The 20,391-nt window shown below is 63.0% G+C and carries 28 protein-coding genes; 8 read left to right on the plus strand and 20 right to left on the minus strand.

Annotation, left to right across the window (positions count from 1 at the left end; translation table 11 throughout):
• Position 1: 1 nt before the first annotated feature.
• The 9 genes from AC13C7_RS05445 to AC13C7_RS05485 all read right to left on the minus strand — a co-directional run bounded on the left by AC13C7_RS05445 (position 2) and on the right by AC13C7_RS05485 (position 6,650).
• Positions 2-1,261: a CpaE/TadZ family protein gene (locus tag AC13C7_RS05445; RefSeq protein WP_446117302.1), complete on the minus strand. Its 1,260-nt coding sequence runs from the start codon at positions 1,259-1,261 to the stop codon at positions 2-4.
• Between the two features lie 219 nt (positions 1,262-1,480).
• Positions 1,481-2,095, minus strand: a complete 615-nt coding sequence (locus tag AC13C7_RS05450; RefSeq protein ID WP_172319671.1) for an OmpA family protein — start codon at positions 2,093-2,095, stop codon at positions 1,481-1,483.
• Between the two features lie 4 nt (positions 2,096-2,099).
• A complete protein-coding gene (locus AC13C7_RS05455; protein ID WP_482866841.1) occupies positions 2,100-3,476 on the minus strand; it encodes a type II and III secretion system protein family protein in 1,377 nt (458 codons plus the stop codon).
• 205 nt (positions 3,477-3,681) lie between these two features.
• Positions 3,682-4,500 carry a Flp pilus assembly protein CpaB gene (cpaB, locus tag AC13C7_RS05460; protein ID WP_446117305.1) on the minus strand — a complete coding sequence of 273 codons (819 nt, stop codon included), beginning with the start codon at positions 4,498-4,500 and terminating at the stop codon, positions 3,682-3,684.
• A 224-nt stretch (positions 4,501-4,724) separates the two neighbouring features.
• Positions 4,725-4,922 (minus strand): Flp family type IVb pilin, encoded by a 198-nt coding sequence (locus AC13C7_RS05465; RefSeq protein WP_172319673.1) that lies wholly within the window; start codon positions 4,920-4,922, stop codon positions 4,725-4,727.
• 227 nt (positions 4,923-5,149) lie between these two features.
• Positions 5,150-5,347 carry a pilus assembly protein gene (locus AC13C7_RS05470; protein WP_172319674.1) on the minus strand — a complete coding sequence of 66 codons (198 nt, stop codon included), beginning with the start codon at positions 5,345-5,347 and terminating at the stop codon, positions 5,150-5,152.
• A 223-nt stretch (positions 5,348-5,570) separates the two neighbouring features.
• Complete coding sequence (locus AC13C7_RS05475) at positions 5,571-5,762, minus strand: pilus assembly protein (protein ID WP_446117306.1); 192 nt, start codon at positions 5,760-5,762, stop codon at positions 5,571-5,573.
• Between the two features lie 261 nt (positions 5,763-6,023).
• Positions 6,024-6,215, minus strand: a complete 192-nt coding sequence (locus AC13C7_RS05480; RefSeq protein WP_446117307.1) for a pilus assembly protein — start codon at positions 6,213-6,215, stop codon at positions 6,024-6,026.
• 243 nt (positions 6,216-6,458) lie between these two features.
• Positions 6,459-6,650 carry a pilus assembly protein gene (locus AC13C7_RS05485; RefSeq protein WP_482866842.1) on the minus strand — a complete coding sequence of 64 codons (192 nt, stop codon included), beginning with the start codon at positions 6,648-6,650 and terminating at the stop codon, positions 6,459-6,461.
• Between the two features lie 323 nt (positions 6,651-6,973).
• Here AC13C7_RS05485 and AC13C7_RS05490 point away from each other — a divergent pair, with 323 nt between their 5' ends.
• Positions 6,974-7,795 (plus strand): lytic transglycosylase domain-containing protein, encoded by an 822-nt coding sequence (locus AC13C7_RS05490; RefSeq protein WP_482866843.1) that lies wholly within the window; start codon positions 6,974-6,976, stop codon positions 7,793-7,795.
• A gap of 26 nt (positions 7,796-7,821) precedes the next feature.
• On the opposite strand, the gene AC13C7_RS05495 is transcribed toward AC13C7_RS05490, so the two are convergent.
• From AC13C7_RS05495 to pobA, 5 genes are read right to left on the minus strand one after another with little or no spacing between them, the layout of a single operon-like run.
• Entirely contained in the window at positions 7,822-8,652 is an 831-nt protein-coding gene (locus AC13C7_RS05495; protein WP_482866844.1) for a 3-oxoadipate:acetyl-CoA acetyltransferase, read from the minus strand.
• An 11-nt stretch (positions 8,653-8,663) separates the two neighbouring features.
• Complete coding sequence (gene pcaG, locus AC13C7_RS05500; protein ID WP_482866845.1) at positions 8,664-9,272, minus strand: protocatechuate 3,4-dioxygenase subunit alpha; 609 nt, start codon at positions 9,270-9,272, stop codon at positions 8,664-8,666.
• Between the two features lie 5 nt (positions 9,273-9,277).
• The gene (gene pcaH / locus AC13C7_RS05505; protein WP_474887163.1) at positions 9,278-10,003 is read right to left on the minus strand and encodes a protocatechuate 3,4-dioxygenase subunit beta; all 726 of its coding nucleotides are present in this window, start codon (positions 10,001-10,003) and stop codon (positions 9,278-9,280) included.
• Entirely contained in the window at positions 10,000-10,383 is a 384-nt protein-coding gene (gene pcaC / locus AC13C7_RS05510; protein WP_446118202.1) for a 4-carboxymuconolactone decarboxylase, read from the minus strand. The genes pcaH and pcaC overlap by 4 nt, the downstream gene beginning before the upstream one ends.
• 11 nt (positions 10,384-10,394) lie before the next feature.
• Positions 10,395-11,564, minus strand: a complete 1,170-nt coding sequence (pobA, locus tag AC13C7_RS05515; protein WP_482866846.1) for a 4-hydroxybenzoate 3-monooxygenase — start codon at positions 11,562-11,564, stop codon at positions 10,395-10,397.
• Between the two features lie 88 nt (positions 11,565-11,652).
• Between pobA and pcaQ the strand changes: the two genes are divergently transcribed.
• A complete protein-coding gene (gene pcaQ / locus AC13C7_RS05520; RefSeq protein ID WP_172319683.1) occupies positions 11,653-12,573 on the plus strand; it encodes a pca operon transcription factor PcaQ in 921 nt (306 codons plus the stop codon).
• A 40-nt stretch (positions 12,574-12,613) separates the two neighbouring features.
• On the opposite strand, the gene AC13C7_RS05525 is transcribed toward pcaQ, so the two are convergent.
• From AC13C7_RS05525 to AC13C7_RS05535, 3 genes are all read right to left on the minus strand, one after another.
• Positions 12,614-13,240, minus strand: coding sequence for a 3-oxoacid CoA-transferase subunit B (locus AC13C7_RS05525; RefSeq protein WP_172319684.1), 627 nt, complete (start codon positions 13,238-13,240; stop codon positions 12,614-12,616).
• Complete coding sequence (locus AC13C7_RS05530; RefSeq protein ID WP_172319685.1) at positions 13,240-13,944, minus strand: CoA transferase subunit A; 705 nt, start codon at positions 13,942-13,944, stop codon at positions 13,240-13,242. Before AC13C7_RS05530 ends, AC13C7_RS05525 begins: the two co-directional genes overlap by 1 nt.
• A gap of 87 nt (positions 13,945-14,031) precedes the next feature.
• Positions 14,032-15,129, minus strand: coding sequence for a class II histone deacetylase (locus AC13C7_RS05535; RefSeq protein WP_482866847.1), 1,098 nt, complete (start codon positions 15,127-15,129; stop codon positions 14,032-14,034).
• A gap of 97 nt (positions 15,130-15,226) precedes the next feature.
• Here AC13C7_RS05535 and AC13C7_RS05540 point away from each other — a divergent pair, with 97 nt between their 5' ends.
• Positions 15,227-15,574: a TraR/DksA family transcriptional regulator gene (locus AC13C7_RS05540; protein WP_482866848.1), complete on the plus strand. Its 348-nt coding sequence runs from the start codon at positions 15,227-15,229 to the stop codon at positions 15,572-15,574.
• A 97-nt stretch (positions 15,575-15,671) separates the two neighbouring features.
• Here AC13C7_RS05540 and AC13C7_RS05545 read toward each other — a convergent pair whose 3' ends face one another.
• Positions 15,672-16,403 carry a sulfotransferase family protein gene (locus tag AC13C7_RS05545; RefSeq protein ID WP_172319688.1) on the minus strand — a complete coding sequence of 244 codons (732 nt, stop codon included), beginning with the start codon at positions 16,401-16,403 and terminating at the stop codon, positions 15,672-15,674.
• 8 nt (positions 16,404-16,411) lie between these two features.
• Positions 16,412-16,651 (minus strand): hypothetical protein, encoded by a 240-nt coding sequence (locus tag AC13C7_RS05550; RefSeq protein WP_172319689.1) that lies wholly within the window; start codon positions 16,649-16,651, stop codon positions 16,412-16,414.
• Positions 16,652-16,845: 194 nt separating this feature from the next.
• Here AC13C7_RS05550 and AC13C7_RS05555 point away from each other — a divergent pair, with 194 nt between their 5' ends.
• The 3 genes from AC13C7_RS05555 to AC13C7_RS05565 all read left to right on the plus strand — a co-directional run bounded on the left by AC13C7_RS05555 (position 16,846) and on the right by AC13C7_RS05565 (position 17,887).
• Positions 16,846-17,097, plus strand: a complete 252-nt coding sequence (locus AC13C7_RS05555) for a DUF6455 family protein (RefSeq protein ID WP_482866849.1) — start codon at positions 16,846-16,848, stop codon at positions 17,095-17,097.
• A 113-nt stretch (positions 17,098-17,210) separates the two neighbouring features.
• Positions 17,211-17,540, plus strand: coding sequence for a diacylglycerol kinase (locus AC13C7_RS05560; protein WP_482866850.1), 330 nt, complete (start codon positions 17,211-17,213; stop codon positions 17,538-17,540).
• A complete protein-coding gene (locus AC13C7_RS05565; RefSeq protein WP_446118179.1) occupies positions 17,540-17,887 on the plus strand; it encodes a YigZ family protein in 348 nt (115 codons plus the stop codon). Before AC13C7_RS05560 ends, AC13C7_RS05565 begins: the two co-directional genes overlap by 1 nt.
• Positions 17,888-17,954: 67 nt before the next feature.
• On the opposite strand, the gene AC13C7_RS05570 is transcribed toward AC13C7_RS05565, so the two are convergent.
• Complete coding sequence (locus AC13C7_RS05570) at positions 17,955-18,734, minus strand: aspartate dehydrogenase (protein WP_482866851.1); 780 nt, start codon at positions 18,732-18,734, stop codon at positions 17,955-17,957.
• 190 nt (positions 18,735-18,924) lie between these two features.
• Between AC13C7_RS05570 and AC13C7_RS05575 the strand changes: the two genes are divergently transcribed.
• Together AC13C7_RS05575 and AC13C7_RS05580 are read left to right on the plus strand one after the other, a co-directional pair.
• The gene (locus AC13C7_RS05575; protein WP_474887174.1) at positions 18,925-19,077 is read left to right on the plus strand and encodes an RSP_7527 family protein; all 153 of its coding nucleotides are present in this window, start codon (positions 18,925-18,927) and stop codon (positions 19,075-19,077) included.
• A 463-nt stretch (positions 19,078-19,540) separates the two neighbouring features.
• A complete protein-coding gene (locus tag AC13C7_RS05580) occupies positions 19,541-20,332 on the plus strand; it encodes a DUF2971 domain-containing protein (protein WP_482866852.1) in 792 nt (263 codons plus the stop codon).
• The last annotated feature ends 59 nt before the right edge of the window (positions 20,333-20,391 follow it).

Raw genomic sequence — 20,391 nt, forward strand, 5'->3', positions numbered from 1 at the left:
TCTATCTGGCGACCGCTTGGACCGCGATGGCCTCATGCAGGGTCTTGGCAAGCTTCAGGATTTCCTTGCGCAGCGGGTTCTTGCGGGCCATGTCGGCCAGCGGCACGCCATGGTCGCAGGCCTGGCTGACCTGCTTGGTGCCGTCGGGAAGCTGTGTCTTGAGCTCGATATCCAGGCTTTCGGCCAGGCGCTTGACGCGGCCCTTGCCGGACAGGTCCAGGTTGCGGGGCGCGCGGTTCAGCACGTAGTGCATCTTGTCGGTTGGCAGGCCCTCGGCCTGAAGCGCCTTGATGAAGCGCATCGTGTTCTGCGCCGACCGCATGTCCAGTTCCAGCGTGGCGAAATAGACATCGGCCTCGTTCATCACGGTCTCGGACCAACTCACGATGGTCGAGGGCATGTCGACGACGACCACGTCGAAGGTTTCGCGCGCCAGTCGCAAGAGCGCCTTGACCTCCTCCTGGCCGATGATGTCCAGCGGCAGGATGTCCGAGGGCGCGGTGAAGACCGACAAACGCTGGTTGAAGCTGAGCAGCGCCTGCTTGAACGCATCCACATCCATGGTCTGCGCGTCCGAGAGCACCTCGTAGATCACCTCGCGGCGCGGCAGGTCCAGATAGGTCGAGGTCGAGCCGAATTGCAGGTCCAGGTCCAGAAGGCAGACCGAGGGCGACAGTTTCTTGTCGATATTGGCCAGTTCCCAGGCCAGGTTGACGGCCAGCGTCGTGGCCCCGGTGCCGCCTGCCATGCTTTGCACGGCGAAGAGGACGTGATCCTTGATATCGGTCGTAGTGGGCTGGATCGACTCGGCCCCCTCGCTCACGTGATCGCCGATCTCGGCGGGGGCGGGGGTGTTGCTGCGGATGCGGGCCAGCGAATCGTGAAAGGCGCGCTCGGGCAGGGGGTAGGGCACGAAATCGTCGGTGCCCGATTGCAGCAGCTTGTGAAGCGCCGCCGGGCTGACATCCTCGGCGATCAGCATCACCTTGATATCCTTGGATTTCGCAAGCCGGATAATGGAGCAGACAAGCTCGATCTCGGGCTCGTCCTCGTCGTCGATGGCAATCGCCACGAACTCCAGGGTTTCGGCATCGGGCTGGTTCAGGAAGGTCTGTGCTTCAAGAAAGCTCAGATCGCCCCATGCTTCGCCCAGTTCCGCCTCGATATCGTCGATCAGCAGGTCAAAGATCTGCACGTCTCGCGCAATTGTACATGCAACGATTGGTGCTGGATTAGATTGTAACGCCAAGCCTCCGCTCATCCTCAGTACCCCGGTTCGCCCGGCTTGTCGCCGGATCGGTTGTCATATCGGTCCGGGCAGATAGCCCATGGAACCGGGAGGACCATGTTCGGGGATATGCTCGATCAGAACCCGGGTCTGGTGCCTCCGCTCCGATACTTGCCCGTTAACTTGGGCGAGATTGCGACCAAAAAGCCGAAATACTGGGGTATTGTTCCCGATTTTCGGCAGTTTGGCCGGTTATTCCCCGCTCCCGCCCGAGGCGACATAGGTGCGGTAAACAATATCGGCATAGCGCCCGTCCAGGACCATCGGATGATCCTGCATGAAGCCCGACACCTCGGTCACGGTGCGCCGGTTGCGCATTTCCGGGTTCGGCGTGGCGACCAGAGGCTGCGTCTCGCCGAAGGAAACCAGCGCATCCAGGCGGTGGCGGTCGACGCCTTGCGCGATCATGTAGTTGACGGCGGCCTGCGCGCGGCGGCGTCCCAGACGCAGGTTATAGGCGTCGGTGCCGACAAGGTCGGTGTGGCCGTAGACGCTGAACCGGACCTCGGGGAAGGCATTGATCCAGCGCGCCTGTTGCCGCAGCACGGCCTGTGCCTGCGGGCTCAGTTGCGCCGAGTTGAAGGCGAAGTTGATCGTTGTCGGCACTTCCGCGGCAAAGCGTTGCGCCAGTTGTTCGTAATAGTCGCGCTGGCCGGTCATCACCAGGATGTTGTTCATCGTCGGGTCGCCAAAGCGGCCCTCATCCAGGGAATGCCCGGCTTCGCGGACCCCGCCGATGGTTTCACAGCCCGCGACGGCAAGGACCGAGAGGCCCGCGACAAGTGCGATCGGAAATCGAATGGTCATGTCCTTACTCCATCACATAGCCGTAGGAACCGCTGAAATCCTGCTGCGCGACATCGCCGGCGGCGCTGCCTGCGGCGGGCCGCCCGGCGGTCTGTCCAAAGAGGAACAGCTCGTTTTCCGTAGGGATGCGCACGCGATCGGTGGGCAGGGCCAGCGCCTCGCCCCGTGTCGGCGACACCAGGTGGGCGGTGACGATGATGACCAGTTCCGATTGCTCACGCTGGTAATTGGTGCTGCGGAAGAGCGCGCCCAGAACCGGGATGTCGCCAAGCCAGGGCACCTGCCCGATGCTGTCGCGGAAATCGTCCTGCAAAAGCCCTGCGATGACGAAGCTTTCCCCGTCGCGCATTTCCACCGTGGTCGAGGCGGTGCGGGTGCGCAGGCCGGGGACGTCGTTCACGGTCGGCACGTTGATGTCGATCGACGAGACTTCGGCGGAGAGGTTCAGGTTGATGATCTCATCGCTGAGAACGGTCGGCGTGAAGACCAGGTTGATGCCGAAGGGCCTGAAATCAACGGAAATCCCGTCTTCGGTCTGGACCGGGACGGCAAATTCGCCGCCCGCGTTGAACGAGGCGGTGGCCCCCGATAGGGCGCTCAGGTTCGGCTCGGCCAGGGTGCGGACCATGCCGTTGCTTTCCAGCGCTTCCAGCAGGATCGCGAATTGCGCCGACCCCGATCCGAAGGTGACGCCAAGCGCCCCGTTGCGCCCGCCCAGATCGGGCGAGATCGTGGTGGAGGGGAATGTCGTCGCGGCGTTGCCGGTGCCAAGCTGCACATCGCCGACTGCCGCGCCGAAGCTCGCTGACAGGTTGCGCCGCACGGTGCGCGACATCTCCGCGAAGCGGACCCGCAGCATCACCTGCTGCGTGCCGCCGACGACCATCAGGTTCGACACCCGGTCCGGCGCGTAGCGTTGCGCCAGTTCAAGCGCGCGATCCAGGATCTGCCCCGAGGAGACGGTGCCGGACAGGACAATGCCGTCATTGGCGCTGCGCACCTCGATGGCCTCGTTTGGCAGGATCTCCCGCAGGCGTTCGCGGAACTCGGCCAGGTCGGGGATGACCTGAATCTCGACATTGGCGATCAGCCCGCCATCGACACCAAGCAGCGTCATCGTCGTGCGGCCGGGCGCGCGCCCGAGGACGTAGATGGTGCGCTCGGACAGGGTCGCGATATCAGCGATCTGGGGGTTGGCGACGGACAGCTCGGCGAAGAGAGCCTCGCTCTCGACCACCACGGCGCGGTTCATGGGCACGCGCAACGTGGTCGATGTCGCGCCTTCCAGCACGCGCAGGACCTGGGCCGTCGAGGGAAGGGGGGTTGTGACGATCACTGCACAGCCCAGGAGGACCGCGCAGATATGGCGTATAATGCTCATTGTGATCCTGCCTCTCTGATCACGGATTTGGGAGGGTTCTTTTGACCCGATTGTGCGCACCATGCCCCAATTTGCAATAATGCGCAAGAATCAGCATCTTGCGGGGTGAGTTTCATGTGATTTGAAAAGCACGCAACCGCAAGTTCAGCAGTGGAACGCAAACGGCCCCCAATATTGTGGAGGCCGTTTTGTCATTTGTTTCCGGTTAGTTGGTGCAAGGCACCTGCGTGACGATCACTTCGGCTCCGCGCCGGTTGCGCACGGTGCAGATCTCGGGCCCTTCGGCTTCCACGGCCTGGGCGATACCCAGAAGCGCGTCCTGATCGACCTCGATGGTCTCGCTTTCGCTGTCGTCGCGCACACCGACCAGCGACAGGCTGAGCGCGCCGGTGGCCTGCGCCTGTGCCAGCGCCGCGATCTGATGGGCGGGTGCGGCGATGGTGATGGTACGGGCCACGGTCGGGTTGCGCCGGTCCTGATCCGAGATCTGGTCAATCGCGATGATCGGCACCGAGGCCTGGATCAGCCGGGTGACGTTCTCGCCCCGCGCATTGCCGGACCAGTAGACATCGACCCGGTCGCCGGGCCGGATGAAACCCGACACGCCGGTGGCGACATCGACGCGCAGCGCAAAGGCGCGCATCCCGCGTTCCAGCCGCGAGGCGACGCCGGCATCCGCACCGGGGGCCGAGACCTTGGTGATCAGCACCGGTTCATTGCGTTCCATCACACGCAGAACGGTGCGCAGGTCTTCGCCTTCGGGAAACAGCTCCTCGGCGCTGGTGAAGGCCCCGAAAGGGACACTTGCCTCGGGCCATTCGATGGCCTCGACATCCGCCGGTCTGATCTGTTCGCCATAGCGCATCTCGCGGTTGACGACATAGACGGATGTGGTCGGAACGATGGCATCGCGCTGCGAGGCCAGTGCATCCTGGTATTGCGTGAACCGGTCCTTTGCCACGTAAACGGCAAATCCCGCGAGGCCAACGCCTATGATGAGGACGAGTCCGAAAATTACGCGCATGTCACGAGCCCCTTATATAGTGCCTGTCATCAGGCCGGATCGGTCCCGGCCGGTTTCGTTCCGCGCCAATCTGTCAAAGGATTGGGGCGAAAGAATGGTCGGCGCGGGACGTTTGATCGGCAGTTTTGGTTCGGCGCGCAACCGCGAGGCGGGCGGCGCGCCGAACATGCGAGTGGATTGGCCGGGCCGCTCATGCGGGGCCAGGTCAGGCGGACGTGGCAACCTCAGTCCGAAAAGGCGTCGGTGATGTGGTCTGCTTCCAGCTGGCTGTTGATATCGCCCGAAAGATCCTCGAGCCCGCCCGAGACGACCGACATCACGGCCAGGCCGAGGCCCACCAGCGCGGCGGTCAGCACGACCCAGTCGACGGTCACGGCGCCGGATTCGTCGGCAAGGAAATTGGGAAGAGATTTGAAAGACATGGGGTTTGCTCCTGCGTTTGTCTTGGAAAGACCGCCACGCGGATATCGCGGGGGCCGGAGCGCATTCTGTCGCCTGCACCTTGTAGGGCCCGCTCAATTGGCCCGCAGGAGGGGGCAGAAAAAAGGCAGAGCGGGGACCGGGCGGTGCAAAACCGCGAGAGTTTGACTCAATTCCCCCCGGACTCCGGTGCAGGATCCCGAGCGGGGGGAACGAGACCCGTCAGGGATCAGTCGAAGCCGGTGCTGATGTGGTCACGCTCCAGCTGTGTCCGGATTTCATTGGACAGGTTCGACAGACCCGCGCCGACCGTGTTGGTCACGGCAAGCCCCAGGCCGACAAGAGCGGCGGTCAGGACAACCCAGTCGACGGTGACAGCACCGGATTCCGACAAGGCAAACGACTTCAGGCGAGCGGCAGCACGCATGGCAGATCCTCCAGGTTTTTAAGGGATGTGGCAGCATCCCGAGCAGACCTAGGAACAATCGCGGCGAACTAAGGCGGAAATGGGGCAAAAGTGGGCAATTGATGACAAATTGCGGGTGAAATTTGGAAACAAATTTCGTGAATTATCTGGGTATTGGAAACATGAAAAGGGCCGCGCTGGTTGCGCGGCCCTCTTTGCGGGAAGTCTGTTGGTCGTGTTCGGATCAGTCGAACGAGGAGCTGATCTGATCGACTTCCAGCTGCGTCTGGATATCGCCCGAGAGGTTCTCGACGCCCGAGGACACGACGGCCATGACGGCCAGGCCGAGGCCGACGATAGCGGCGGTCAGCACGACCCAGTCAACGGTCACGGCACCGGATTCGGATTTGGCGAAGTTCTTGATATATGCGGTCATTTGTTTAGCTCCAGGTTTGGTTTGTATTCAGTCAGGGTTGGCCCGTCCGAGGGGCGTGCCCCCTTGGGATGAGATGAATATGCTGGTCCATTGGGGCGCGATTTGGGCGCTCAAAGGGATTTGTTTAGAATTTAGTAAGAAATTTCAGCGGCTTTTCCTCCAGGGTCGGGCAGGGCAGGACAATCGAATCGCGTGACAAACAAAAAGGGCCGCGCGGATTGCACGGCCCTCTTTGCGGGAAGTCTTTTGGTCGTGTTCGGATCAGTCGAACGAGGAGTTGATCTGGTCGACTTCCAACTGCGTCTGGATATCGCGCGAGAGGTTCTCGACGCCCGAAGACACGACGGCCATGACGGCCAGGCCGAGGCCGACGATGGCGGCGGTCAACACGACCCAGTCAACGGTCACGGCACCGGATTCGGATTTGGCGAAGTTCTTGATATATGCGGTCATTTGTTTGGCTCCAGGTCTTGGTTTTTGTTCGGTCAGGGTTGGCCCCGTCGAAGAGCGTGGCCCCTTGGGATGGCATGAATATGCTGGTCAATCGCGGCGCGATTTGGGCGCGGAAACGAAATAATGAAGAATTTACCAAGAAATTTCGCAGGCTTTTCGGAGTATTCGACCCATTGCCAATGAAAAAGGGCCGTGCCTGGATGCGCGGCCCTCTTTGCAGGAAGTCTTTTGGTCGTGTTCGGTTCAGTCGAACGAGGAGCTGATCTGGTCAACTTCCAACTGCGTCTGGATATCGCCCGAGAGGTTCTCGACGCCATTCGATACGACGGCCATGACGGCCAGGCCGAGGCCGACGATGGCGGCGGTCAGCACGACCCAGTCAACGGTCACGGCACCGGATTCGGATTTGGCGAAGTTCTCGATATATGCGGTCATTGGATTGTCCCTCGACAGGTTTGTGGTTGCTCGGTTTCTTCTTGCCCGCCTCTGGTGATCCGGACCGGGGATGTGCTCTGCGTTGGTCCCGCCCGGATCGGCGAATGAGAGAAGTTAGGCCCCGGAAATCGGGCAGGAATTGGGCGGGTTTTCGGTCATTTCACGTAATATTTACCATGCCGGCTCAGGGTTTTGGGGTGGGAATTATTTATTATCAATAAGTTAACGCAGATTGGTCAGAGGCGCGGCCTGGACCTCTTTCCTAAAAAATGCGGATCAGGCAGACTGAAAGGAAAAAATCGCAGCCATGAGGAGCAGGTTCCATGCGCAGTGCAGGTCTTTCCGCCGTCTTGCTGGTTCTGGCGGGGCTGGTCGCGCCCGTCGCGGCGCAGGAGGGTGATACAGACGGTCCGCCGCCGTTCCCCGAATTCAGTTTCCGCCGCATCACGGTGCCCGATGCAGGCCATACCGGTCCCCTGATCAATATCCAGATCGGGCCCCAGGCGGTTGCACCCGCAGCCGTCGCCACACCCGAGAGGCCAGCCGCGCCCGCCTCCTCGGCGTGGTTCTGGGACCAGATCCCGGCAGGCCGCGATCAGGGCGCGGGGCGCTTCATGGCGGCGATCCGTCTGCTGGAAACCGCGCCCGAGGCGGCGGGCCTGCCCATCGCGCGGGCCGAGACATTGCTGGCGCTCTCCGAAAGCCATGACCTCGACATCCTGCGCGCCACCATCGGCACGCGCGTCTCACCGGCCTTGGTGCTGGCGGTGATGGCGGTGGAATCGCGCGGCGACCTGCGGGCCGAAAGCAGCGCGGGGGCGCAAGGTCTGATGCAGCTGATCCCGGCCACCGCCACCCGGTTCGGCGTGTCCGACAGTTTCGATCCGGTCCAGAACATCACCGGCGGTGTCGCCTATCTCGATTGGCTGATGGAGGAGTTCGACCGCGATCCGATCCTGGCGCTGGCGGGCTACAATGCGGGCGAGGGGGCCGTGCGCGCGGCGGATGGCGTGCCGGATTACGCGGAGACGCGGGACTATGTGACCAGGGTTCTGGCAACCTGGCGCGCGGCGCGGCTGCTTTGCGTGACACCGCCGGAACTGGTCACGGATGGCTGCGTGTTGCGCACGATGATGGACGGGTAGGCGCGGGGTCGTCTCAAGCGCGTCCTTTACTCAGGCCGCAGCCCCAGGATCTCGCGCGCCTCCTGCCAGCTGGCAACCGGGCGCCCGTATTTCTTACAGGCATTGACCGTGCGTTCCACCAGCGCCGCGTTGGAAGGGGCAAGCGTGTCGCGGTCCAGGCGGATATTGTCCTCCAGCCCCGTCCGCGTATGCCCGCCCGCGGCAATCGCCCATTCATTGACCTCAAGCTGGTGCCGCCCGATCCCCGCGGCGCACCATTCGGCCTCGGGGGCCAGGCGCTCCATCGTTCTTACATAATAATCGAACACGTCCCGATCCACCGGCATCGCGTTCTTCACCCCCATGACGAACTGCACATAGAGCGGCTTCGGCAGCCGCCCGTCCTTGTGCATCGCCACCGCCTGGTGGATATGGCTGAGGTCGAAGGCCTCGATCTCGGGCACGACATCATGCGCGCGCATTTCCGAGGCCAGCCAATCGACCAGATCGGGCGGGTTCTCATAGACACGGGTGGGGAAGTTGTTGGACCCAACGGCCAGCGAGGCCATATCGGGGCGCAGGGGCAGCATGCCGCCGCGCGCCGACCCTGCGCCCGACCGCCCGCCTGTCGAGAACTGGATGATCATGCCCGGACAGTGCGTCTTGATCCCCTCCATAAGGCGGCCGAACTTCTCCGGGTCGCTGGTGGTGGAGCCGTCATCGTTGCGCACATGCGCATGCACGATACTGGCCCCGGCCTCGAACGCGGCCTGGGTGCTCTCGACCTGTTCCGCGACCGTGATCGGCACGGCGGGATTGTCGGATTTCTGCGGCACCGAGCCTGTGATCGCCACGCAGATGATGCAGGGTTTGGTCATGTCGGGGCCTCTCAGATGTCGAAGAAGACGGTTTCGTCCTGGCCCTGCACCTTGATGTCAAAGCGGTAGAGGGACAAGCCGTCGCGGTCCTCGCGCCTGGCGATCAGCGTCGCGCGGCGACGTTCCCATTCAATGAGGTTGATCACCGGATCCTCGGCATTGGCCGCGTCCTCGTCAGCGAAATACATCCGGGTGTTCAGCCCCAGGTTGATCCCGCGCGCGACGATCCAGAGGTTGATATGCGGCGCCATGAGCCGCCCGTTGCGCCCCATCACGCGCCCCGGCTTGACCGTGTCGAAGCCCCATTCGCCGGTCTCGAAATCGGTGATGACACGGCCCCAACCGCGAAAACCCTCCTCGACCTCGCCGCTGCCCTCGGGATGGGCGTAATGCCCGTCGGCATTGGCCTGCCATGCCTCCAGCAGCACATCCTTGATCGGGCTTCCGGTGCCGTCGATCACCAGACCTTCGACGCGGATGCGTTCGCCCTTGGGGTTCGGTCCGGCGATGTCATGGCCCAGTTCCTCGCGGTAGATGTCGAAGCCCGCCGCACCGGGGGCGAGGCCGATATGGACGTAAGGCCCTGCCGTCTGCGAGGGCGTTTCCTTGAGGTATTTCATTCCCATCAGTTCCCCTCCAGCCGGTTTTCAAACAGGGTCGAGCGCCGCCCCCGCAGCACGATATCGAAATGATAGGCGATGGTATCGAGCGGAATGGTTGCGTTCATGTCCAGCCGCGCGATCAGCATGTCGATCGCCTGTGGGTCGGGAATGGTCGCCACGATGGGGCATTTCGCGATCAGCGGGTCGCCCTCGAAGTAAAGCTGCGTGATCAGGCGCTGCGCGAAGCCCGAGCCGAACACGGACACATGAATATGCGCGGGCCGCCAATCGTTGACCCAGTTGCGCCACGGGTAGGCACCGGGCTTGACGGTGCGGAAATAGTAATAGCCGTTCTCATCCGTCAGGGTCCGCCCGCAACCGCCGAAATTCGGGTCGATGGGCGCAAGATAGGTGTCCTTCTTGTGCCGATAGCGCCCGCCCGCATTGGCCTGCCAGATCTCGACCAGCGTGTTCGGCACGGGCCGGGCGTTTTCATCCAGCACCCGGCCATGCACGATGATGCGCTCGCCGATGGGGCTTTCACCGGGCTGCGCGTAATTCGCCAGCAGGTCATTGTCGATCGCGTCGATGTCGTTATGGCCGAAGACCGGGCCGGTCAGTTCCGAGGCCGAGTTCTGCAAGGAAATCGCGGCGTACTGAGGCGACCGGGTGACCGAGGTCTTGTAATCGCGCGCCAGCGCGGGCGGGTGCCAGCGTCGGTCGCGGGCATAGAACTCTGCGGGTTTCATGTCTTGTCCTCCCTCATTTCGGCATAGGTGGCCTTGGCCAGCTTGATCGCATGATTGGCTTTCGGCACGCCCGCGTAAATAGCGACATGCTGGAACGCCTCGATCACGTCGGCCTCGCTGGCGCCGGTGTTAACGGTCGCGCGGATATGCATCGGGATCTCCTCGAAATTGCCGGTCGCCGCCAGCAACGCCAGCGTCAGCATCGACCGTTCCCGCAAGCTGATCGCGTCCGAGGCCCAGACCGTGCCCCAGGCCGCCTCGGTTATCAGCGTCTGGAAAGGCGCGTCGAAATCGGTCTTGTTCGCCTCGGCCCGGTCGACATGCGCATCGCCCAGAACCTTGCGGCGCACGGCCATGCCGGTCTCGATCTTCTCGCTCATCGCATGTCCCTTCAATATGGCAGGCCGACGTAATTTTCCGCGAATACCTTCTGCGCGCTGTCATTGTCGCGCAGGAACTCCAGATCGGCACGCTGCATCTTGATGTCGAACTCGCTCTGATCGGGGTAGCGGTGCAGCATGTTGGTGGTGGCCCAACTGAAGCGCTCGGCCTTCCAGACGCGGGCCAGCGCCTTGCCGGAATAGCTGTCCAGCCCCTCCGCCTCGCCGTCCTGATACTTGGCCAACAGACCGTGATAGAGGTAGTGGATGTCCGAGGCCGCCGTGTTCAGCCCCTTGGCCCCCGTGGGCGGCACGATATGGGCCGCGTCGCCACAGAGGAACAGCCGCCCCCACCGCATCGGCTCGGTCACGAAACTGCGCAGCGGTGCGATGGATTTCTCGATGCTCGGCCCGGTGATCAGGTTGTCGGCATGTTCTTCCGGGATACGGCGCTTCAATTCCTCCCAGAACCCGGCATCGTCCCAGTCGTCGGGGGAATCACTCAACGAGCACTGGATATAGTAGCGGCTGAGATTGGCATTGCGCATCGAACAGAGCGCGAAACCGCGATCCGAATTGGAATAGATCAGTTCCTCATGCACGGGCGGCGTTTCCGACAGGATGCCGAGCCAGCCGAAGGGATAGACCTTCTCATACTCGCGCCGCACCGACAGGGGGATGGTCTGGCGGCTGACACCATGGAACCCGTCGCAGCCCGCCACGTATTCGCAGTCGATCCGGTGTTCGACCCCGTCCACGAAATAGGTGACATGCGGCGCGTCGCTGTCAGCCCCGTGGATCGTCACGCCATCTACGTTGAAGACGATCTTGCCCTCCATCGCCTCGCGCGCATCATAGAGGTCGCGCGTCACCTCGGTCTGGCCGTAGACCATGACCGTTGTGGCGGTGTGGCGTTTGAAATCGACGTGGAAATCCTCGTTGTCGAAGGCGATGACGGTGCCATCATGGATGAAGCCTTCGTTATCCATGCGCGCGCCCACCCCGGCCTCGCGCATCAGGTCGACGAAGCCGACCTCCAGGATGCCCGCGCGGATGCGGCCAAGCACGTATTGCCGCGTCTTGCGTTCCAGCACGACCGTGTCGATGCCCTTGCGGTGCAGAAGCTGGCTGAGCAGGAGGCCCGAGGGCCCGCCGCCGATGATGACCACTTGTGTACGCATGATGATCCTCCCTTGCCTAACCGTAACTTGACGGCCAAGGATTGCAAAATCCGTTTGTCGCCAGTTTACTTATCGAAATGGGCAAGCAATGATCGACCGTCGCATCAAGATCCGCCATGTTCAGGCCTTCGTGGAAATCACGCGCCAGGGCCGCATGAACCGCGCGGCCGAGGCGCTCTATCTCACCCAACCGGCCATGTCGCGCACGTTGAAGGAATTGGAGGAGATCGTTGGCCAGCCGCTCCTCATTCGCAGCCGCGCAGGCGTGACGTTGACGCCGCAGGGCAAGGTCTTCCTGCATTTCGCCCGGATGAGCCTGGCTGCCCTGCGCCAGGGCTTCGACGGGGTGGCGCAGGTGGAACGGCGCGGGCGGTCGCTGCTGTCCGTCGGCCTCCTTCCCAGTGTCGCCGCCTGGCTGATGCCCGAGGTCGTGCGCGAGGCCGAACTGGCGTTGCCCGAGCTTGCCCTGCGCATCCTCGACGGGCCGCACGCCTACCTGATCGAGCGATTGCGCAGCGGGGATCTGGACCTCGTGATCGGGCGCATGGGGCCCCCTGACACGATGCAAGGTCTGTCCTTCATGCAGCTTTACAACGAGCACGTTGTTTTCGTCACCCGCCCCGGCCACCCGATCCTTGAGGCCCCCAGCCTGGATGCGCTGACCGACTGGCCCGTGGTCTACCCACCCGACGGCTCGGCCATCGCGCCGCTGGTCGAACGTTTCCTGATCGCCAATGGCGTGGGCGAGATCCCCCGCAAGCTGGAGACCGTCTCGGGTGCGTTTGGCCGGGTCTACACCCACCGGTCGGACGCGATCTGGATCATCTCATCGGGCGTCGTGGCCAATGAGGTGGCCGAGGGCAAACTGGTCGAACTGCCCTTCGACACCAGCCTGACCACCGGGCCGGTCGGCCTGATGCTGCGCCCCGATGCGGAACCCGCATTGGGGGTGGAGCCATTCCGAAAGGTGCTGGAGGAGGTCGTCGCGCGGCTGGTGCCCGCGCGGTGAGGTGCCGGGCAGGGGAAAGCCCCCCCCGCCCGGCCCGATCTCAATTGACGATGGTCGCCTCGGTCGCGGCGCGGATCTCGTCTTCGGTCACGCCCTCGGCGGTCTCGACGATCTTCAGCCCGCCCTCGACGACATCGAGAACACCCAGGTTGGTGATGATCCGGTCCACCACGCCGGTGCCGGTCAGCGGCAGGGTGCATTCCTTCAGGAGCTTGCTGTCGCCATGCTTGTTGGTGTGGTCCATCACCACGATCACGCGGCCCACGCCCGCGACAAGGTCCATCGCGCCGCCCATGCCCTTGACCAGCTTGCCGGGGATCATCCAGTTGGCGAGGTCGCCGTTTTCGGCCACCTCCATCGCGCCCAGGATCGCCGCCGCGATCTTGCCGCCGCGGATCATGCCGAAGCTGGTAGCTGAATCAAAATAGGCGGTGCGGCTCAACTCGGTGATGGTCTGCTTGCCGGCGTTGATCAGGTCGGGGTCTTCCTCGCCCTCATAGGGGAACGGGCCCATGCCGAGCATGCCGTTTTCGGATTGCAGGGTGATGTCCTTGTCGCCCACGTAATTCGCCACCAGCGTCGGAATGCCGATGCCGAGGTTCACATACCAGCCGTCTTCCAGTTCTTCCGCGGCACGCGCCGCCATTTGGTTGCGATCCCAGGGCATTATGCGTCCTCCCGCTTGCGCACGGTGCGCTGTTCGATGCGTTTTTCGTGCTGCCCTTGGATCAGGCGATGCACGTAGATGCCGGGCAGGTGGATCAGGTCGGGGTCCAGCGAGCCGCGCGGCACGATCTCCTCGACCTCGGCGATGCAGATACGCCCACACATCGCGGCGGGCGGGTTGAAGTTGCGCGCCGTCTTGCGGAAGATCAGGTTGCCGGTGTCGTCCGCTTTCCACGCCTTGACGATGGAGAGGTCGGCGAAGATGCCTTCCTCCATGATGTAGTCCTCGCCGTTGAATTGCTTGACGTCCTTGCCCTCGGCGATCTGGGTGCCGACGCCGGTCTTGGTGTAGAAGCCCGGAATACCGGCCCCGCCCGCGCGCATCCGTTCGGCCAGCGTGCCTTGCGGGTTGAACTCAAGCTCCAGCTCGCCGGACAGGTATTGCCGCATGAATTCGGCATTCTCGCCCACGTAGGACGACATCATTTTCTTGATCTGCCGGGTCTCCAGGAGCTTGCCGAGGCCGAAGCCATCAACGCCCGCATTGTTCGAGGCAACCGTCAGATCCTTGACGCCCGACGCGACGATGCCGTCGATCAGCAGTTCCGGAATACCGCAGAGGCCGAACCCCCCCGCGGCGATAAGCATGCCGTCGTGCAGGACACCGTCCAGCGCTTCAGTAGCCGAGCCGTATACCTTCTTCATGGAGCACCTTTCCCATTGAAACCCCGCGCAACCTGACGCGGGCCGATGTAACTGTCAACGCATGTGCCGCAGCGCGGCAAAGCGCATCTAGAGCGCCGCCTCCATTTCCGCGATCAGGATCGAGCAGTAATGCTCGAACCGGGCGTTCGGCTGGCGGGCGTCGAAGGTGTCGCCCAGGGGGTCGGGCGCGTCGATCGTGCTGCCCGCCATTTCGGCAATCACGCCATGGCCGCAAAAGGGCACGTAAGCCTCGGAATAGCCGCCCTCATGGACCACCAGCAGCTTGCCGCCGCAGAGGTCGGCGGCGGCCTCCATCACCATCGTGGTCATGGCGCGGAAGGTCTCGGCGGTGGCCAGCATCCGGCTGAGCGGGTCGATGGCCGCCGCGTCATAGCCGCAGGCGACGATGATCACGTCGGGCTGGAACTCGGTCAGGGCGGGGAGGACCAGCCGCTCCATCGCCTCAAGATAGGTCGCATGGCCCGCGCCGGGGGGCAGGGGGATATTGAGGTTGAACCCCTCGCCCGCGCCCAGGCCGCGATCCTCGAAATCCCCGGTGTCGATGGGGTAGTTGCGTTCCTGGTGCAGCGAGATCGCCAGCACATCGTCGCGGTCGTAATAGATCGCCTCGGTGCCGTTGCCGTGATGCACGTCCCAATCCACAACCGCGACGCGGGAGGCCAGCCCGCCCGCCAGCGCCGCCTCGATCGCGATGGGAATGTTGGCCAGCAGGCAAAACCCGTTGGGATAATCCGGCAGGCAGTGATGGCCGGGCGGGCGCGACAGGGAATAGGCATTGTCCACCTCGCCGGTCAGCACGGCCGCAAGCGCCGCCTTGGCCAGCCCTGCCGAGACGCAGGCGATCTCGTATCCGCCGGGGCCGAACGGCGTGCGCAGCCCCAACTCTCCGCCGCCCGCATCTGACATCTCCTTGAACCGGGACAGGTAGCGCTCGGGGTGGACGCGCCGCAGGTCTTCATATGTCGCGGGCGGGGCGTGGCGCTGGATCAACTCGTCGATCAGGCCGGTCACCTCCATCAGGTTCTTGAGCCGCCGCTTGGTCTCGGGGTTCTCGGGCAGCCCGCCCGCCATCGGCTGCACCAGCCCACCGACCGGCATCGTTGCGGCGTAATTTCCACCCGAATGCCAGAAACAGCGTTCGTCCCAGAAAAACCCTGTGCGCATGATCCCTCCCGTTGATGGCCTTGCCGCCAGAGTGGCCCCGCCCGCCTTGCGTTGCAAGTGCTTGACGAGGGCGGGTGCGGGCGGCTTCTCTGGGGGCATGACGGACCCTACCGACACCGAGCTGGCCGACCGCTACCGAACCGCCCTGGAGGAGGAGCGCGCCGCCCTGCTGACCGCGTCCGAGGACACCGGCGAGGGGCGCAAGCCGGTCATGCTGGATCAGACGCAGGTGGGGCGGCTGTCGCGCATGGACGCGATGCAGGGCCAGGCGATGGAGGCGGCGCTCGAGGCGCGCCGACACGGGCGCATCCGCGCCATCGACGCCGCCCTGCGCCGGATCGAGGAAGGCGAATTCGGCTGGTGCGATGATTGCGGCAGCTTCATCGGCTTTGGGCCGCTCGATTCCGATGCCGCCGCGATGCGCTGCATCTCCTGCGCGTCCTGAGGCGTTTCGGGTTCCAACGAAAAGTGAGGATCGGTTTTCGCGTTCGACCCTGAAACGGGCGAGGCAGAGAAACCGATGCAACTGGACCTGAAACGATCTATGCCGCTTTCCAGGCACTCAGGTCGCGCCCGGTCTGCTCTTCCAACAGGGCGATGTCGTCTTGGTAATAGGCGTGCAGCTTGGCCCGCAGCCCGTCGCTCAACCGGGGCATCACGGGCCAGTCGTTCTTCTTGAACTTGCGCGCCTTGGCGTTGACTACGAAATCCAGATCGGCATCCGCCACGTCGCGCGCGACATCCAGATCACCCAGGATTGTTGAAAAGAACGCCGATTTGTCTGCTACGAAATCGTCGAAGAAATAGACCCGCACCTGCGGCAGAACCTTGCGCCAATGGGCCAGGATCGCCCCGTATAGCCCGAAGGCCAGCATATTGCGGGAACTCTCCATCACGTCGATCTCGGGCGCATAGGGATAGCGCGATTTCATCATGTGATGGGTATAGGCGCTGAGGTATCTATCGACGGGATTGCGCAGGATCACGAGGATCTCGGCATCGGGCAGCACCTCGGCAATCCGCGCGGCCACATCGCCCCGGTCGCCCGGAAGCCGGAAATACTCGGGCGAGGATTCGTAAGCATGGCGCACGCCGTCCCGCGCCGGGAAATGCGCCGCGTAACTGTCGAGTTTCGCGGCATAATCCGGGTCGAGGAAAAAGTTCAGCTCCTTCGGTTTCGAGGCCTGGAACTGCGCCGATTTCCTCAGCGCCTGGTGCAGCCATGTGGTCGCCGATTTCTGCGCGCCCGCGATCAGCAGATTGGGAAGGGGCATGGGCGGTCCTAGCTCTCGGCGGGGCGCAGGCGGTAGATGCCTTCGGGCAGGTCCAACGCCGCGGCCAGGTCGCGCAACTGGCTTTCCGACAGGGTGATCTTCTGCACCCGGTCGGTGCGCGGATCAAGCTGCTCCAGCGTGACGCATTCGGCAAAGGCCGCGATGGTCAGATCCTCCTGCAGGGGGGCTGCGCCTTCATCCACGAGGGTCACGACCGTGGCGTCGAATTCATGCTCGATGGTAAACATGGGCCGCAGCTTAGAACCGGTGTCGCGGCTTGCCTAGCCCTGATCTGGGGGCATGAGTTCATCAAGGGAAACAAGCGCTTGTAGGCGTGTGACAGGCGGCATTGATCTGCATCAAGGTCAAGGTTGACCTTAGGTCGCAGGCTTTCACCATCCGCCGTGCCGGGGGGCATGGCCCAAGGCGAAAGGGCTGCAAGATGCCAAGTAGCAAGCAGATGGAGAAACACGGGCGGCTGGTTGCCAGGATGGCCGACCGGTTGGGCACCGATCTGGACGAGGCCGAGCTGCGCGGCGACCTAAGACCGGGGGAGCGGAACGCGATGGTGTTGAGCTGCACCAACTGCACCTCGCCCGAGGCCTGCGAGGCCTGGCTGGAGGCGCATGACAGCGCCGGGGATACGCCAACCTATTGTCGGAACGGTGAAAAACTGAAGTCGCTGAAGTCCTGACAGGGTGCCGCATGGCGGTTTCCCGGTGACAGGGGGCCGACGCCGCAGTAGCGTCTCTTGCGGGATCCGAAGCGGGGGAGGGAGCGGTCATACTGCGCCGGGAATGGGAGCGATTGAGGAACCGGTGCATCTGGTCCTGGGCCGGATGGCGGCGGGCCTGGGCCGAGGAGGCGAGCCTCAAATTCTGGACCTGCATGAATATTCCCTCTGCCGCCTTGGCGCTGTATCTGCCTCTAACCCGCTCTGAAACAATGATAATCCTGATGGGTGGCGTGCTGATCCTGGCGGCGGAACTGCTCAATACGGGGATAGAGCGGGTGGTTGATATTGCCGATTCCACGCGCAGCGATCAGGCGCGGGATGCCAAGGATATGGCCAGCGCGGGCGTGGCGCTGAGCGCGATCGCTGTGGGTGTGGCCTGGGTCGTGGTGCTGGTGGGCTGATGCGGGTGATCGAGGGGGTGATCCGCGACCGGGGGTCGAGATACGCTGTCTCGGGCGCGCCTGTTGCATCGCGCGCGGATGTGGATGACGTTCTGAAAGCCCTGAAAAAGAAGAAGAAATTCGCCAAGGCCACGCATAATTCATGGGCCGTTCTGCTGCCCGAGGGGCCGCTCAAATCCGACGATGGCGAGGCCGGGGCGGGCAATGTGATCTTGCAGGTGCTGGAGGGCGCGGGGGTGCAAAATCACGTTGTCATCGTGACGCGCTGGTTCGGTGGCAAGCACCTGGGCGGCGACCGATTCCGGCATGTGGCCGAGGCGGTCCGGGTCTATCTGGCCGAAAAATAGGCGTACACCCCCCGTACACCCCCCGATGCGCCCCCCGTACACCCCCTGGGGCGTCGAAGACCGGCCCTTAGCTGCGGATGCGCGCCGCGATCCGGGCCAGCGTGGCGACGACGCTCATCGCGGCCAGCGCGGAGGTGCGGGGGCTGGTCGGCAGGGAATGGCCCGAGATGGTGAAGGTGAAGTCTCCGAAATCGCCCTCTGCCCGGACCTCATGGATATTGGTCGTCACGGTCGGATCGGCGATCAGCTCCACCTGCGTGGCCTCGAAGCCCAGACCGGCCAGCGCCACGGCGGCGGCGACATTGGCGTTCTTGGGGTATTGCAAAGCGGCCTCGCGCGCCGTGCCCCGGAAATGCGTCTGCGGTCCGTCCATCGGGGCGGTCAGGTCGATCCGGTCCTCGGCGGGCGAGCCGAGCCAACCCTTCGGCGGCTTGCGGCCCGTATAGGTGACGGATCTGAGCTGCCCCGCGCGGGCCGATTGCAGCGCGTCGAGCCCCCCGAGCGCGCCGCTTGCCAGATGCAGGCGGGCATTGCCGGCCTCGGCGGCGGCTTGCAGGTCTTGCAGAAGGTCCGGATTGGCCAGCGCGCCGATGGAAACGGTGATCACGTCGATGCCGTTGGCGAGCGCGGCGGGGCCGTGGCTGGCCAGCGCCTCATGGCCCGCGCAATCGACGAGATGGGTGATGTGGGCGGGCAGGTCGGCGACGCAGGCGACGCGGGGGATGTCCGAGGGCTCGGAAAGGCGCGCGGGCCGGACGAGGAGGGCGGCGGGGGGCTTGCCTTGCGCGGCCAGCGCGTCCTGAACGTAAGTCGAGATGGCACCGGTGCCGATGAGGGCGATCTGCATGGGGGCGTCCTCCGTCTGGGTCGCGGGTATGAAAGCCCGGTTTTGCTGGCCGGGGCAAGTGCGGCAGGCAGGCACCCATACATGCAGCGCAAGCATAGCGGGTCTTCGCGGATGGGCGGTGTTGCCGCGCCGCCAAGGGTCTATCTAGCGCCTGAGACCCAACCTCAGACTCTCCGAAAGAGACCACCAGATGACTGATAGAGATTTCCATATGGCCACGGATGCAGAGATTCGCGCCGTGCTGGCACAGGCAAGGCGGTTGCGCGCCGAGGCGATGAAGGACATGGCCCGGACCGTCGGCCAGTGGCTGACCCGGCCCCGGTTCGGCGTGCGCCCGGCCTGAACGGGACGCGCGCGACATTGGGGAGGACGATGAAAATGCGGCGCGGGATGCGTCGCATTTTTCGGTTTTGGGCGGGCGGCGTGGTGGGCAGAACTGCCCACCACTACGAATTCTGGCGCGGAATCAAGGCGTAGCCGCCGCGCCATCGCCAGCGTTGACCCGGCAGGCGATTTCCAAGGGAAATCTGCCGAGAGGGGGCCGCCCGCGAGGGCTGGCGATTTTGACGGGGCCGTGCTGCCGGATTTAAGTGGGAGGGGCTTGGCAGGGATAAACTGCTGCCGGTCTGAGGCTTGGATCGCCATCCCGCGGTCTGGCGATCGGGAGAAACAACAATACTTGCAATCTGCTTTATTGGACGGGCATGATATCGATTGAGGTGCGATCATCTCAGTTTGATAGATGAAGTAGGGCTGTCTGCGGCTCAAAATCAGAGCGCGGTCTCAACAGTGTCAAAGGAAACAGTTTGCCTGACGATTTGCATTATTATTGCTCAAACGAGACATTCTTGTCGATAGTCAAGCATCGCGAGCTTTGGTTGACGGCTCTCTCATTGTCTAATGATCGTATGGAGGGAAAGTGGGCCTTAGAAAGGTACCTTGACTGCTTTCGGGGCGAAAAGTATGGAAAACGACGGGCGGTGCGGGCTTTGCTGGATATTTTTCTTAAGAATAGAGAGGCGCTGGGCGTGTGCTTCTCGGAGAAGGATGATCTGCTGAGCCAATGGCGAGGTTACGCTGACGATGGTTCTGGTGTTTCGATTTCGTTCAAGAAAGATGCGCTTGAAGAAGCAATGGACGCATTGAATAGTCGAGGTCGATTAAAGTTAAGTAAGATAAAATATGGCGGTTTAGAAGAGCACGACTTCGTAGAACCTATTTACTCGGCATTCGAAGATGATTTGGAGACCGCTCCGGAAGTTGGGTCTGAAAGCTTTTTGTTGAGCGTTGATCTGACTGACGAGAAGTGGGACGTCACGTCTAGGTTCTTTGAATTCAAGAATCCTGCATTCTCTGAGGAAGCTGAATGGCGTATTTATTCTGTGGTATGGTTGGACGGAGATGAAGAGTTAGAATTTCGCAGCTCAGGATCAACAATTTCACCATTCATGAGATTGCCTTTTGAGTTAGACTCGTTGAGCTATGTCACGCTTGGGCCAATGAACTCGACACCCGTGGAGGTTGTGAAGGCCATGCTGAAACGAGCTGGAAGCTCTGCAAGAGTGGCCCGAAGTCAAGCAAGCTACCTGAGTCGCTGATTGCTTCGACTTCTCGCAAACCTGTCGATCATGCGCCTAAAAGTCTGCTTGATTAACAA

The organism is Alterinioella sp. B-7 (assembly GCF_056857775.1).

Bases quoted from the DNA above. Each gene is read 5' to 3' on its own strand.
- AC13C7_RS05445 (WP_446117302.1), bottom strand. From the start codon at position 1,261: ATGAGCGGAGGCTTGGCGTTACAATCTAATCCAGCACCAATCGTTGCA.
- AC13C7_RS05450 (WP_172319671.1), bottom strand. From the start codon at position 2,095: ATGACCATTCGATTTCCGATCGCACTTGTCGCGGGCCTCTCGGTCCTT.
- AC13C7_RS05455 (WP_482866841.1), bottom strand. From the start codon at position 3,476: ATGAGCATTATACGCCATATCTGCGCGGTCCTCCTGGGCTGTGCAGTG.
- cpaB (WP_446117305.1), bottom strand. From the start codon at position 4,500: ATGCGCGTAATTTTCGGACTCGTCCTCATCATAGGCGTTGGCCTCGCG.
- AC13C7_RS05465 (WP_172319673.1), bottom strand. From the start codon at position 4,922: ATGTCTTTCAAATCTCTTCCCAATTTCCTTGCCGACGAATCCGGCGCC.
- AC13C7_RS05470 (WP_172319674.1), bottom strand. From the start codon at position 5,347: ATGCGTGCTGCCGCTCGCCTGAAGTCGTTTGCCTTGTCGGAATCCGGT.
- AC13C7_RS05475 (WP_446117306.1), bottom strand. From the start codon at position 5,762: ATGACCGCATATATCAAGAACTTCGCCAAATCCGAATCCGGTGCCGTG.
- AC13C7_RS05480 (WP_446117307.1), bottom strand. From the start codon at position 6,215: ATGACCGCATATATCAAGAACTTCGCCAAATCCGAATCCGGTGCCGTG.
- AC13C7_RS05485 (WP_482866842.1), bottom strand. From the start codon at position 6,650: ATGACCGCATATATCGAGAACTTCGCCAAATCCGAATCCGGTGCCGTG.
- AC13C7_RS05490 (WP_482866843.1), top strand. From the start codon at position 6,974: ATGCGCAGTGCAGGTCTTTCCGCCGTCTTGCTGGTTCTGGCGGGGCTG.
- AC13C7_RS05495 (WP_482866844.1), bottom strand. From the start codon at position 8,652: ATGACCAAACCCTGCATCATCTGCGTGGCGATCACAGGCTCGGTGCCG.
- pcaG (WP_482866845.1), bottom strand. From the start codon at position 9,272: ATGAAATACCTCAAGGAAACGCCCTCGCAGACGGCAGGGCCTTACGTC.
- pcaH (WP_474887163.1), bottom strand. From the start codon at position 10,003: ATGAAACCCGCAGAGTTCTATGCCCGCGACCGACGCTGGCACCCGCCC.
- pcaC (WP_446118202.1), bottom strand. From the start codon at position 10,383: ATGAGCGAGAAGATCGAGACCGGCATGGCCGTGCGCCGCAAGGTTCTG.
- pobA (WP_482866846.1), bottom strand. From the start codon at position 11,564: ATGCGTACACAAGTGGTCATCATCGGCGGCGGGCCCTCGGGCCTCCTG.
- pcaQ (WP_172319683.1), top strand. From the start codon at position 11,653: ATGATCGACCGTCGCATCAAGATCCGCCATGTTCAGGCCTTCGTGGAA.
- AC13C7_RS05525 (WP_172319684.1), bottom strand. From the start codon at position 13,240: ATGCCCTGGGATCGCAACCAAATGGCGGCGCGTGCCGCGGAAGAACTG.
- AC13C7_RS05530 (WP_172319685.1), bottom strand. From the start codon at position 13,944: ATGAAGAAGGTATACGGCTCGGCTACTGAAGCGCTGGACGGTGTCCTG.
- AC13C7_RS05535 (WP_482866847.1), bottom strand. From the start codon at position 15,129: ATGCGCACAGGGTTTTTCTGGGACGAACGCTGTTTCTGGCATTCGGGT.
- AC13C7_RS05540 (WP_482866848.1), top strand. From the start codon at position 15,227: ATGACGGACCCTACCGACACCGAGCTGGCCGACCGCTACCGAACCGCC.
- AC13C7_RS05545 (WP_172319688.1), bottom strand. From the start codon at position 16,403: ATGCCCCTTCCCAATCTGCTGATCGCGGGCGCGCAGAAATCGGCGACC.
- AC13C7_RS05550 (WP_172319689.1), bottom strand. From the start codon at position 16,651: ATGTTTACCATCGAGCATGAATTCGACGCCACGGTCGTGACCCTCGTG.
- AC13C7_RS05555 (WP_482866849.1), top strand. From the start codon at position 16,846: ATGCCAAGTAGCAAGCAGATGGAGAAACACGGGCGGCTGGTTGCCAGG.
- AC13C7_RS05565 (WP_446118179.1), top strand. From the start codon at position 17,540: ATGCGGGTGATCGAGGGGGTGATCCGCGACCGGGGGTCGAGATACGCT.
- AC13C7_RS05570 (WP_482866851.1), bottom strand. From the start codon at position 18,734: ATGCAGATCGCCCTCATCGGCACCGGTGCCATCTCGACTTACGTTCAG.
- AC13C7_RS05575 (WP_474887174.1), top strand. From the start codon at position 18,925: ATGACTGATAGAGATTTCCATATGGCCACGGATGCAGAGATTCGCGCC.